Source organism: Dyadobacter sp. HNCC25DJ186 (genome assembly GCF_056895235.1).
This window is the reverse complement of sequence record NZ_JBXHAS010000010.1, coordinates 77,819-90,690: the sequence shown is the minus strand read 5'-3', so window position 1 is coordinate 90,690 and position 12,872 is coordinate 77,819. Positions and strand designations below refer to the sequence as shown.

At 41.9% G+C, this 12,872-nt stretch carries 11 protein-coding genes; 5 read left to right on the top strand and 6 right to left on the bottom strand.

The genetic code is table 11. The annotated features are described in order from the left end of the window. Positions 1-18: 18 nt before the first annotated feature. From AC1XUO_RS23820 to AC1XUO_RS23810, 3 genes are all read right to left on the bottom strand, one after another. Positions 19-1,155 (bottom strand): glycoside hydrolase family 88/105 protein, encoded by a 1,137-nt coding sequence (locus tag AC1XUO_RS23820; RefSeq protein WP_483332342.1) that lies wholly within the window; start codon positions 1,153-1,155, stop codon positions 19-21. Between the two features lie 27 nt (positions 1,156-1,182). Next, positions 1,183-1,965 (bottom strand): rhamnogalacturonan acetylesterase, encoded by a 783-nt coding sequence (locus tag AC1XUO_RS23815; RefSeq protein WP_483332341.1) that lies wholly within the window; start codon positions 1,963-1,965, stop codon positions 1,183-1,185. A gap of 299 nt (positions 1,966-2,264) precedes the next feature. Continuing rightward, the gene (locus tag AC1XUO_RS23810; RefSeq protein WP_483332340.1) at positions 2,265-3,407 is read right to left on the bottom strand and encodes a DEAD/DEAH box helicase; all 1,143 of its coding nucleotides are present in this window, start codon (positions 3,405-3,407) and stop codon (positions 2,265-2,267) included. A 199-nt stretch (positions 3,408-3,606) separates the two neighbouring features. Between AC1XUO_RS23810 and AC1XUO_RS23805 the strand changes: the two genes are divergently transcribed. Both AC1XUO_RS23805 and AC1XUO_RS23800 read left to right on the top strand, forming a co-directional pair. Beyond that, positions 3,607-5,202 carry a serine hydrolase domain-containing protein gene (locus tag AC1XUO_RS23805; RefSeq protein WP_483332339.1) on the top strand — a complete coding sequence of 532 codons (1,596 nt, stop codon included), beginning with the start codon at positions 3,607-3,609 and terminating at the stop codon, positions 5,200-5,202. Between the two features lie 99 nt (positions 5,203-5,301). Further along, complete coding sequence (locus AC1XUO_RS23800; protein WP_483332338.1) at positions 5,302-6,570, top strand: PQQ-dependent sugar dehydrogenase; 1,269 nt, start codon at positions 5,302-5,304, stop codon at positions 6,568-6,570. A 70-nt stretch (positions 6,571-6,640) separates the two neighbouring features. Here the strand turns inward: AC1XUO_RS23800 and AC1XUO_RS23795 are convergent, their stop codons facing one another. The 3 genes from AC1XUO_RS23795 to AC1XUO_RS23785 form a co-directional block, all read right to left on the bottom strand. After that, positions 6,641-7,453 carry an HAD family hydrolase gene (locus AC1XUO_RS23795; protein WP_483332337.1) on the bottom strand — a complete coding sequence of 271 codons (813 nt, stop codon included), beginning with the start codon at positions 7,451-7,453 and terminating at the stop codon, positions 6,641-6,643. A 95-nt stretch (positions 7,454-7,548) separates the two neighbouring features. Continuing rightward, a complete protein-coding gene (locus AC1XUO_RS23790) occupies positions 7,549-7,758 on the bottom strand; it encodes a DUF2283 domain-containing protein (RefSeq protein WP_483332336.1) in 210 nt (69 codons plus the stop codon). Positions 7,759-7,923: 165 nt separating this feature from the next. Further along, the gene (locus AC1XUO_RS23785) at positions 7,924-8,895 is read right to left on the bottom strand and encodes a phytanoyl-CoA dioxygenase family protein (protein ID WP_483332335.1); all 972 of its coding nucleotides are present in this window, start codon (positions 8,893-8,895) and stop codon (positions 7,924-7,926) included. A gap of 210 nt (positions 8,896-9,105) precedes the next feature. On the opposite strand from AC1XUO_RS23785, the gene AC1XUO_RS23780 reads away from it, so the two are divergent. From AC1XUO_RS23780 to AC1XUO_RS23770, 3 genes are all read left to right on the top strand, one after another. Continuing rightward, on the top strand, positions 9,106-9,951 hold the full coding sequence (locus AC1XUO_RS23780; protein WP_483332334.1) for an AraC family transcriptional regulator: 846 nt from the start codon (positions 9,106-9,108) through the stop codon (positions 9,949-9,951). A 224-nt stretch (positions 9,952-10,175) separates the two neighbouring features. After that, positions 10,176-11,168 carry a bestrophin family protein gene (locus AC1XUO_RS23775; RefSeq protein WP_483332333.1) on the top strand — a complete coding sequence of 331 codons (993 nt, stop codon included), beginning with the start codon at positions 10,176-10,178 and terminating at the stop codon, positions 11,166-11,168. Between the two features lie 129 nt (positions 11,169-11,297). Further along, entirely contained in the window at positions 11,298-12,848 is a 1,551-nt protein-coding gene (locus AC1XUO_RS23770; protein WP_483332332.1) for a M20/M25/M40 family metallo-hydrolase, read from the top strand. Positions 12,849-12,872: the final 24 nt, after the last annotated feature.

The window sequence follows — 12,872 nt, the reverse complement described above, 5'->3', positions numbered from 1 at the left end:
CCCTCCGGCGAATCCTTTTTACTTCATTTTATAAATCTCGGTTCCTGCCAGAAGAAAACAGCCCAGGCCATAATCTTCAAAATCCGGTCTACTTGTATAGGTCACAGGCTGTCCGTCTTTCGGCTCTTTGCCTGTTCCCTGAACAAATCCTAAAAAACCGTCCTTATGCAGACACTCATTTTTCATTGCCTTCCAGGCTTTGAAAATGGAAGTATGGTAGGTCTTGTTTTTAACCAGACCGGTATTGATTGCCCAGGCCATACCATAAATAAAAAGAGCTGTCCCAGTCAATTCTTTTCCGCCAAAATCGGTTTCGTCAGTAAGGCTGACATTCCAGAAACCGTCTTCACGTTGCAATGGAAGCAGCGCAGATAACATATCCAGCAGCATTTTTTCATACTCACCCCGATACGGCGCGTTCATTGGCATAATATCCAAAACTCTGACCAAGGCGGCCACAATCCATCCATTCCCACGCGACCAGTAGCAATTTTTTCCTGCTGGTGTTTTGTAGGGCGGAAGAAAATCTTTATCACGCCACCATAGTTTTTCCTCCGGATTATATAATCCCGAACCGCCTTCCCTTGTTTTTGAATGTGTGTATAACGCATGCATTTTTTCAAAATAGCGGTTGTCTTGATAGATCACACCCAATTTTGCAAACACCGGCATCGCCATTTGTAAAGCATCAATCCAGGTCCAGTCGCTAACTTTGTCGGATTCAACCATCAAGTCAATTGATGCCTTGATATCTTTAATACGCTCTTCTTTTTTATCAATTAAATACAGATCAATGTATGTCTGTCCACAGCATTGGTCATCCGCATTTCTGGTCTGAATTCCATTACGCAAGCCCCACTTATGATTTTCGCCCCAGGATACGGCATACTCGTAGTAACTTTTCTGATCATCAATTTTATGAAGCGCCATAAGTCCTTCATAGTACACACCACGTGTCCAGATATTACTTGGCCGTTCGCGATTGGTGATAATTGACTTTCCCGTATCAGGCCATTTTTTTACGAAATACTCGTTTGCAAGACGCAGGTCTCTAAGTAGTTCTTTTTTGTCTGAATCCGTATTGCTATTAAAAGCCCACACTTTCGTCAATGCGCTTCCTGCCAGGATAATGCCTAAAACTTCTCGTCTTTGCATGATTTCTAGATAAAAAATGAGGAGGTTTTATTGAAGCAGATAATTTTTAAGATCGGATTTTTTCAAAAGGCGAATGCCATCCGTTACCGACTTTGCATTGACTTCTGCACCCGCCTTGGTGGTATGCGTATGATCTTTCTGCGTGAAAAAATCATTTTTCACTCTTTCCTGCCCAATGGCATCGTAGTTACGTGCGACAATTTTGTACAGATCAATAAAATAGGCACCATTAGAAAGCGCAACCTGCTCCGCCCAGACATTATAGCCGGTTTCCGGAATTTCTATTTTTCCATCTTTAAAAATATTACGTGGCACTGGTGAACAAACAATTGGAATCGCACCCTTTGCTTTGGCTTCGTTGATGTATTTGCGCATATACCAGCCGTAAGTATAAACGATTTCGTGTTTTTTAGTGATCAGATTATCAATTGCTTCTGTCTCAGTTCCAACACCTTTTAAACTACCTCTGGCGCGTAAAGTGTCATTGACTGCACCGCTATCATTATGCCCAAACTGCATGATGACATAGTCACCTTTTTTCAATTTCGATAACACTTTGTCCCAACGACCCTCTGTTATAAAAGTCCTGCTGCTTCTGCCTCCGATCGCATGATTTTCAATCGTTATTTTAGTTGTATCAAAAAACTGAGGTAAAACAGTCCCCCAGCCCCAAAGACTGTCTTCGCCCTTTCCCGATCCGTTTTTTACCGTTGAATCTCCGATAAGGTATAATGTTGGTCTAGCATCTGGTTTGATGGCAGCAAGTGAGGCTACCAAAGCAATAATGATTAGGAATTTAACTTTTATCATGTGTCAGAAAAGATAATATGCAGTGCGCAATGGTCAGGATAGTAACGGAAACGCTGAACAGTTTTTTATTTTTAAATCTATATTATTCCTTAATGGAATGTAAAATTAATAACCTGCGCCAAGTGGCCTTCCTGTTGTCACCTGTATATTATTATTTTATCTTGTATATCACCATTTCGTAATCAGAGCTGTTGAAGGGATTTCTCGTAGCTAGATGAAATTTTTTTGGCCCGGAAATTATTTGTCCGGCAAGTGGGGCCGGAATTAGGTATGAATCAAGTGTGTGTATTGTGAGTAGGTCAATACCCCATCAAATCCAGATCAAAAGTTTCTGTCATTTCAACGCGTTTTCCCATCTTTTTCTGGATAATTTTCCAGTGATGAGCTTCTTCCGGTGTGATCAGAGAAATGGCTTCACCTGTGGCTTCGGCGCGACCTGTCCGGCCGATACGGTGAATATAATCTTTGGGTGAGCGTGGCAATTCAAAATTGATCACATGCGGTAAAAATTGGATATCAATACCTCTGGAAACAAGATCGGTCGCTACCATGACGGTCAGTTTCCCGGATTTGAATTTGTTCAAAACTTCTGTCCTCGCTCCCTGGCTTTTTTTGCTATGCATAGCTGCTGCCTGAATTCCGTTCTTTTCAAGTTTTACAACCAGATTATCCGCCGTTCGGGTCGAAGAAACAAAAACCAGTACTTGCTTCATTTCTCCCTGTTTGATCAGGTAGCGAAGTAATGGCCCTTTTCTTTCCGGATCAACAAAATATCCGCTCTGTTTGATCAGATCCAGGTTTTGCTCTTCCTCGGCAATCTCTATGGTCAGCGGATTTTTAAGAATGCTTTTATTTATTTTATCAACTTCGTCACCCAGTGTTGCGGAAAATAATATGCTTTGACGCTTTTTAGGAAGCAGGAAAAAAATATCCTTCATTTCCTCCGCAAAACCTAGATTCAGCATTTTATCTGCTTCATCCAAAACAAGTATCTCGGTTTCAGAAATATTAAGCGCTTTATGTGATAATAAATCAATTAATCGCCCGGGCGTAGCAATAAGGATTTCTACGCCTTGCATCGATATCATCTGCGGATTGATGGAAACACCGCCATACACCGCCAGCGTTTTTACCTTTCTTGGGAGTTTTTCTCCAAAAGTTTGAAAAACAACACCGATCTGAACGGCAAGTTCCCGGGTTGGTACCAAAACGAGGGCAGTGATGTATCTGTTTTTAGGAGCACTTTTCGTTTGAAACATTTCCAGAATCGGCAATACAAAACTGGCTGTTTTTCCCGAACCGGTTTTAGCAATTCCCAAAATATCTTTCCCTTCCAAAATTGCCGGAATTGCTTCCTGCTGAATCGGATATGGTTGAGTATAATTCTGTTCTGCTATGGTTTTTAATAAGGGTTCGGATAAGCCGAGTTTTTGAAAAGACATAAATTTCTGGACTGTTGTGGAAAATGATAAGTCGAACAATTTTCACTTGCTCTCTGCAAATATACCAATAAGCCGGCTATCCTTTTTCAGTAACGGGAAAATCAGCTTTCCAAACAAAAAGTCAGTGAAGAATTTATAACAAAATAACGATTTCAAATACAGTAATTTTAAAGTCAGACAGCTATTATTCCTTTTTAAAATGACACTAAATCGACGAGAATTTTTAGGGAAAGTAGGGGTAAGTGCCCTTCAAATTGGATTGATCAGTCAGCTCCCTTCATCATCCTGGGCTTCGTCTGCTGCGAATTCAGGTTTGCCAAGAAGTCTGCCGGAAGCACAAGGCGTGAGTTCGAAAGGTATTCTGGAATTTGTAAATGCGGTTGAAACAAAAAATCTCAACCTGCATAGCCTGATGGTTGTCCGTCATGGAAATATCGTCGCCGAAGGCTGGTGGGGACCTTATGCCCCTGATCTTAAACATACACTTTATTCGCTGAGCAAAAGTTTCACATCTACAGCAATCGGAATGGCCGTCGCAGAAGGTAAGTTGACGGTGGAAGATAAAGTCGTGTCCTTTTTTCCGAAGGATCTTCCTGCATCGGTGAGTCCTAACCTGGCTGCGATGCGGGTAAAAGATCTGCTGACGATGTCAACCGGGCATGATACGGACAGTACGCCTGCGCTGCGAAATTCTTCTGAAACCAACTGGGTAAAAAGTTTTCTGGCGTTCCCGGTGGAGCACGAACCGGGGACGTTTTTTGTCTATAACAGCGGCGCAACGTATATGCTTTCTGCCATTATTCAAAAATTGACAGGAGAAAATGTGCTGACTTATCTCACGCCACGACTTTTTAAACCATTAAATATTGTAGGCGCAGATTGGGAAGTTGATCCGAACGGAATCAATACCGGCGGGTGGGGATTGCGTATAAAAACCGAAGACATAGCCAAATTTGGCCAGCTGCTGATCCGGAAAGGCATGTGGAATGGCAAAAGATTGATGGCTGAAAACTGGATAGAAGATGCCACGAGTTTTCAGGTGCAGTCCAAAGGCGGGTCGCGGGAAAAAGAGGAAAATGATTGGCTGCAAGGATATGGATATCAATTCTGGCGTTGTCGCCATGATGCCTTCAGAGGGGACGGCGCCTATGGTCAATATTGCATTGTGCTGCCCAAGGAAGATCTGGTCGTGGCCATTACCAGTGAAACAGCCGATATGCAGGCTATTCTTGATCAGGTTTGGGACCATATTTTACCAGCACTAAAAACAAAGCCACTCGCTACTGATAAATCCGGACAAGTGCAGTTGAAACAAAAACTAGCCAAGCTGGCTCTTCCTGTGGCGCAGGGGAAACATGTCTCGGAAGTTGTTGGGGCGGTAAGTGGGAAAAATTATGCGATTGCTGAAAATAAATTGTCGGTCAGCAGTATCTCGCTCACGTTCAAAGAAGGTGGATGTGATTTTAAAATGAAAGATGATAAAGGCGAGCATTTGGTAAGCTGTGGAATTGGCAAGTGGAAACATGGCGTCACGGATATCAGCACTTTGCCATTAAAACTTACCCAGACGATTATTCCTGGCGAGACGAAAACGAAGATCGCGGCAAGCGGTGCATGGACTGATGAAAATACTTTCGAAATGACGTGGCGGTTTATTGAAACAGCGCATTATGAAATAGTCAAGTGCAGGTTTGATAAGGGTAATCTGGAAACAGAGTTTTTAAGAAGTCTAGCTATTTTGGGAAATACAAAAGACGCCCGCCCGGTTTTGAAGGGGGAATTTGCAGCTAACTAAATAAAAAGTTACTCTGAAATTAATCTGGCATTATTATTTAAAGACGAGAGCATCAGTCAATGTGACTGATGCTTTTTTTTGATGATAATATACCTGACTATGAAAAAAATAAACCTGATTATTGCTTGCACGCTTGCCGGCGCAACCTTATTTAGTTGTGGAAACAAGGAAGAAAAACAAACGGCAGAAAGTGGGGCAGATACCGTACAGACCGAAGAACAAACGGCTGTTGACAGTGTAACCCTGCCGGCACCATTCGCCACTAAATCAACAGAGAAAAGACCCGATGTTGAGGGCTGGAAGGATAGCGAGATGCCGAAAGCTCCAGAGGGTTTTGTCGTTACAAAATATGCGGACAAGCTTGACAATCCACGCTGGACTTATCAGGCTCCAAACGGAGATGTTTTCGTAGCGGAATCTGCAACCAAAAAAAGTGCGGACAGGATTACACTGCTACGCGATGCAAATAAAGATGGAATTCCGGAGATGCGGGAAATATTCATTGAAAAATTGAAGCAGCCATTTGGAATGCTGGTACTAAAAAATTATTTTTATGTAGCTAATACTGATGGGATTACGCGTTACCCGTACAAAGCGGGTGATACGAAAATTACGGGCAAAGGTGAGAAGATTCTCGAACTTCCTGCCGGCGGATATAACAACCACTGGACAAGGAATCTGCTTCCGAATGCCGACGGATCTAAGATTTATGTTTCTGTTGGATCTGCAAGTAATGTTGCAGAACACGGTATGGACGAGGAGGTAAGACGTGCGAATATCCTGCAGATTAATCCTGACGGAACAGGAGAGAAGGTATTTGCAAGCGGCCTGAGAAATCCGGTTGGAATGGATTGGGCGCCGGGTACGAATACTTTGTATACTGCGGTAAACGAAAGAGATGAATTGGGTGATGAGCTGGTGCCGGATTATTTAACAAGCGTGAAAGAACGAGGATTTTATGGCTGGCCGTATTCCTACTTTGGTGGCCATCCTGATCCACGTATGAAAGGTGAAGGAAAAGAGCTGGTTGCCAAGGCAATTGTTCCTGATGTCGCGCTTGGATCGCACACGGCTTCTTTGGGCTTGGCGTTTTATGACAAAGACAAGTTTCCTGCCAAATATCAAAAAGGCGCTTTTATTGGACAACACGGATCATGGAACCGCTCGAAAATATCTGGTTACAAAGTAGTTTTTGTTCCGTTTAAAAATGGCAAACCATCAGGAAAACCAGAAGATTTTTTAACTGGTTTTGTTGAAAGTGAAGAAAAAGTCTTCGGACGTCCGGTTGGTGTTACGGTGTTGAACGATGGTTCAATGTTGGTAAACGACGACGAAGGAAAAACGATATGGCGTGTAAGCGCGAAATAAGAAATTAGCTTTGAGGAATAAAATAGATGGCCTGATCCGAATGGATCAGGCCTTTTTTGTCTCATTTATATTAATTGTCCGTCGTGATTGTTTGTTCAACCAATGTCGATAAAATTTCTACGACGCCATTGTCATCATTACTTTTTGCCATAAATCTTGCTATACTTTTTACATCTTCATGCGCGTTAGCCATTGCATAAGAATGATATGCCTTTTGCAACATTTCAACATCATTGAAATAATCGCCAAAAACCATGGTTTCTTCAAAAGTCACCCCGAATTTTTCCTGCAATACCTCCATTGCTTTTCCTTTATTTGCCTGCTTGTGAGAAATGTCCAGCCAGATCGGGCCCGATACCTTCACCTGCAAAGTTTCCTGAAGGTGTTTGAAATGCGGATAACTGTTAGCTTCTGAACCAGCCAGATCGCAAAGCGTGAACTTTAAAAACTGGTCGTCTTCCACTTTAAGCAGATCTTCAACAATCTCATAACGCTCGAAATATAATTTCAGGTGGTCAAGAAATTCAGGTTCTGAACTTTCGACATAAGCCCTTTTCTTTCCACAGATAACCGCATAAGTGCCGCCGATTTCTCTGGCTTTAACAATCAGGTCCCGCACAATTTGCTGATCCATATCCTGAACATGAATTTCTTCATCCTGGTAAACGACGTAACTCCCGTTTTCCGCAGCGAAAATTACCTCGTCCTTAACCTCATCCAGCGTTTTTAAAAGATTGTAATACTGCCTTCCGCTGGCTGCAACAAAAATAATACCCTGCTCTTTCAACTTTCTGAAAACAGGCAAAAATGAATCGTTTAACTCATGTTTTGAATTGAGAAGCGTACCGTCCATGTCGGTTGCCACCAGCTTAATATCTGACATTTTAATATTTTTATTGATCTATATAAAAAGAACGCTGAGTATGGCGAAAAGATCGCAGGGGAGAAGAAAATTTGTGTTAATGAGACACTTAAAAGTTAGCAGGCGGCGGTTCTTTTTACATTATAAATATTTGAAATTACGGCTATGAGAAATGACGGCTCATACAGATTCATATTCCACTTTCGAGGGTTGAATGGAAGTTTAATCCAGTATAACGCCCTTTTTTCCTCGTCAGATTCTGCGATTGCCAGATCGCTAAGTCTGATATAAAGAATATCAGTTTCTTTATCGTATTTAACTTTCATTCGTATTTTGAAAATATAGTAGTTCGATAAACGATTTTAATCAAGTTAGGTAGTTTGTAATGAAGATAATTAAAGCGGTAATAAAGCGACTGGTAAAGTAAGTTTTAACAATGTAAAAAATTCCTCCGTCCTATCGACAGAGGAATTTTAATTACTGAATTCGGATTACCACTTATCCAACCCCAACAATTTCCTCCCCAAATCCGACAATTCAGCCGTTTCATATTTTGTTTTTTCCCAATTCCTTGGATCGCCCGGGAAAGCATAGCCTTCCGGTGCTTGTCTTTCTTTCCATGAATTTATTCTCCACTGGCGCAGTTCTTCGTTATCCTCCTGAGCCGGCATCATAGCGATATATTGCGCTAAACGGACCTTGTTTCCACTTCTGTTTGGTCTGATACCGTGTGGCTGAGAGCTATTGAAAATCAACAGATCACCTGTATTCATTTTTACCTTTACGAGTTCAAAACCTGTAATATCCGGTTGGAAATGGTTACGATCTTCGGGTTGGGTTAATTTCCAGGTATCATACGTTCTGAATAATTCAGGGATACACTGGAATCCACCCATATTTTCGTCGTCCTGATCTGCCAAAGCCAAAACGCCCTGCACATTCTGTGGTTTTGTTTCAGGATCATAATCCCAGTGAATAAAACCTTTATAATCAAAACCGGGTCGCAATGGCAAATTCAGATTGGCGCGGTCGATGGTGACCCATAATTTTTCCGTTCCCCAGATATCAGTGAACGCATCATGAACTTTCGGGAACTGACGGTTATCCCACATGTATTGATGATTATACACTTCCACCATGCCGGTATTGGTAAGCTCTTTCATTTTCATTTCGGCGCGTGGCGGCGTATACCAGGTTTCAGAATTATTCGGGTCTTTTTCTTCAAATTCCCAGAGAAAATCTGCCAGTTTTTTCACCTGATCTTTTGGGACTGCATCTTTGACAACGATGTATCCGTTGGTAATCCAGAATTGCCAGTCTTCCTCGCTCAGCAGCCGCAAAGGTTTGCCGTTACTTCTGTCATTCAATTTCACGCTGCTGGACTTGGCAGTGGAAGGATTTCCGGGAATATCTTTATGTGCGTTGGAAGGCGCCATCGTTGGAGCCATAGTTTGATGTTCCATTTGATATGATATTTTATCTTGATTTAATAGGATAAAGTTACCATATACTCGATTGTCATTTCCACCGCTCCAATATCTGATATTTGCTCTGTATTGATATTTTTGGTAAATTAAATTCACGAATGAGCAAAAGGCAGTATAACACTGCCAAATCGAATACAATAACTTTATCAGATAATTCAAGCCAGCGCTAATTGCTAACCGCTAAACATGAAAATAATCCGTGAGGATATCGCACCAGACGAGGGAAGTTCTTTCAAGGTCCTGCTTACGCCGGGATTGAATGATACCTTTCTCTGGCATTTTCACCCGGAGTATGAAATTGTTTTTGTCGAAGGAACGAGCGGGACACGACATGTGGGAGACCACACTTCTGTTTATGAGGGCAGCGATCTGGTTTTTATTGGCCCTAACATTCCACATCTAAACTTTGATTATGGCGTTAGAACGGAATGCGAGCAGGTGATTATTCAAATGAAAGAAAATTTTCTCGGGAAAGACTTCCTGGATATTCCGGAGTTGAAATCAATAAAGTCGCTGTTTCAAAAATCACATTACGGGCTTTCTTTTTCCGGATTAACAAAACAAATAGCAGGAGAAAAATTGAAAGCATTGCCAAAACTTGACCATTTCGATCAGCTTATGTCGTTGCTTCAAATTTTAAAATTACTTGCTTCCTCAGACGATATAACCGTTTTAAATAGTTTACCAGCCGGTAACAAATCGCTGCAAAAGGAGCAAATACGCATGGATTCAATTTATAAATATGTAGAAACGCATTTTGATCAGCGGCCTGATGTCAATTTTATAGCGGAACAAGTCAATCTTACAACCGCCGCTTTTTGCAGGTTTTTCAAGAAAAATACGAAGATGACATTCACAGATTTTGTGAATCAGTACCGTATCAACCAGGCGAAAAATTACTTATTACAGGACAAGACTATTTCTGAAACCTGCTTCGCTGTTGGTTTTGAAAGTTTGTCTTATTTTAACAAATTGTTCAGGAAAATAGAAGGTGAAAATCCGTCGGAATTTAAGAGGCGGTATTTGAAATAAAGAATCAAAAAGGAATTGTAAAATTTTTACACAGTTTCAGGCTTACAAATATTACAACGAACAGCTCTTTATGAGCTTCCTGTTTATAGTATTTGTAAATTAGCTTCGACCTTGGCTCCTTCGGAGCCTCCTGAAATCGATTATGATTTTTGGAAACAAAATAAAATGGATTGGCAAATTTCCATTATAATCAAGATAAATACTTAATACTCAAACTCTTTATTATGTACATCAATCGCTACCTGCATCCTCTGGTTCTTTACTATTATTCCTGGCGGATGATTCTGCTTTCGCTTTTTACGGGATCCGTCGCCATCTTATCATATGAATATCTGGGTTGGGAATGGGTGGCAATTCCATGGCTGCCGGTATCACTAATTGGTACGGCAACGGCTTTTTTTGTTGGTTTTAAAAACAACCAATCCTACGACAGAAGCTGGGAGGCGAGAACGGTCTGGGGCGCCATCACCAACAATAGTCGTTCGTTAAGTGCGGCGCTGCGGGCTTTTGTTGGTAATGATAAAGGCCCGGCCGTTGACGAAGAAATCCGTATAATCATCTACCGGCATATCGGTTGGTTATATGCACTGAAAAATGCCATGGCGCAACGAACAAGCTGGGAACACAAAGACAGAGCAAGTGAGCGCCAACGAAAAGCATTGGGTACGGAACTTGAAACTTTTGATAAAGAAATCGTACGTTATCTGTCGTCAGAGGAAGTTGCCTGGATGAAAACAAAGAAAAATATGGCGACGCAATTGCTCGACAGGCAATCTCAACATATCAGTCAATTAAGAAAGAGAGAGCTGATCGATACCTATCAGCATATCGAGTTGCAAAGACTGATTGCTTCGTTATATGATGAACAGGGAAAAAGTGAAAGAATCAAAAACACGCCTTTCCCACGGCAGTATGCGACGACTTCAATTGTCTTCATTTTTATTTTTATGACGCTTTTGCCTTTCGGCTTGCTGACGGAATTTTTGAAACTCGGCGATAAGTATATGTGGCTGCTCATTCCATTCAATATGATCGTCTCCTGGGTTTTTATGTTAATGGAATACACCGGGGATGTCAGCGAAAATCCATTTGAAGGCTTGCTGAATGATGTTCCGGTAAGAGCCATTGTCCGAAATATTGAGATCGATCTTAAAGATATGTTGGACGAAGATAATCTTCCCTCAAAGTGTCCTCCGTTTTTAGGAGCGATATTCTAGATTAACTCTTTGAAACAGTGTTAATAAGGTAATTCAAGGACTAATCAGTAATATTTCATGATTAGACAAATGGTTAAATCAATATTCCTAAATTAGGAAATCCGAAACCAAAATACAGTTAGACAACCTATGAAAAAACTATCCGGGCTCTCGCTTGGGTTGCTTCTGGCAACTTCAATTTTAACCCAGGCACAAACAAAAGATCCGATTATTGAAGGCATCGTAAAGGAAGCCAATGAAAATTCCCAGCTCGAAAAGCTTGGACATGAATTAATGGATGTGATTGGGCCGCGTCTTGTGGGCTCCCCTCAAATGCAACAGGCAAACGAATGGGCGGTTGCAAAATATAAGGATTGGAATATCACGGCAAAAAATGAAAAGTGGGGCGAATGGCGCGGTTGGGAACGAGGTGCGTCGCATATTGATATGGTCTCGCCGCGTGTAAAATCTCTGGAAGGTATGCAGCTCGCATGGAGCCCCTCGACGGGCGGCAAAACGGTCACGGCTGATGTTATCATTATTCCGGACCTTGCGGATTCACTGGCTTTTGCAAAATGGCTTCCAACGGTTAAAGGCAAATTTGTTATGATCAGCATGTTGCAGCCAACCGGTCGCCCGGACTATAACTGGCAGGAATTTGCAACTAAAGAATCATTTGAAAAAATGAAAAAGGAGCGTGATATCCAGACCGAAGCCTGGGCTAAACGTATTTCAAAAACAGGATATTCCTTGCGTACACTTCCCGCCGCGCTGGAAAAAGCAGGTGCAGTTGGCGTTGTCGCTTCTTATTGGTCAAAAGGATTTGGCGCGAATAAGATTTTTGGTGCAACAACTAAAAAAGTACCAACAGTTGATATTGCTTTGGAAGATTATGGTCTTTTATACCGTTTGGCAGAATCGGGACATGCGCCGAAAATCAGCGTAAGAGCTGATTCAAAAGAAAATGGTGTGGTACCAACTTTTAACACGATTGCGGAAATAAAAGGAACAGAAAAACCAGAAGAATATGTAATTCTTTCAGCACATTTTGATTCATGGGATGGCGGTACAGGAGCGACAGACAATGGAACGGGAACGCTGACGATGATGGAGGCGATGCGGATTTTGAAGAAAATTTATCCAAATCCAAAAAGAACGATTCTGGTCGGTCACTGGGGAAGTGAGGAGCAGGGGTTGAATGGCTCCCGTGCCTTTGTTGAGGATCATCCTGAAATTGTAAAAAATATTCAGGCCGTTTTTAATCAGGATAATGGTACCGGCCGTGTTGTAAATCTTGCCGGGCAGGGCTTCTTGAATTCTTATGAATATCTGGGACGTTGGTTGTCAAAAGTTCCTTCAAATATCAAGGATCAGATCGAAACCAGATTTCCGGGTGCGCCGGGAGCAGGCGGTTCTGACTTTGCTTCATTCGTTGCGGCAGGTGCTCCTGCATTTTCTTTAAGCTCGCTTAACTGGTCTTATGGAACTTATACCTGGCATACCAACCGTGATACGTACGATAAAATTGTTTTTGACGATGTTCGAAACAACGCGATTTTAGCTGCGATCATGGCTTATCAGGCCAGTGAAGATCCAGTTAAAACATCACGCGAAAAAAGCGTTCTTCCAGCAAATGCCAAAGGAGAACCTGGCGTCTGGCCAGCTCTGAGAAGTCCTACGCGCAAGGGTGGGATGGATTGATTTAATGGTTAATTTTTATTTGTT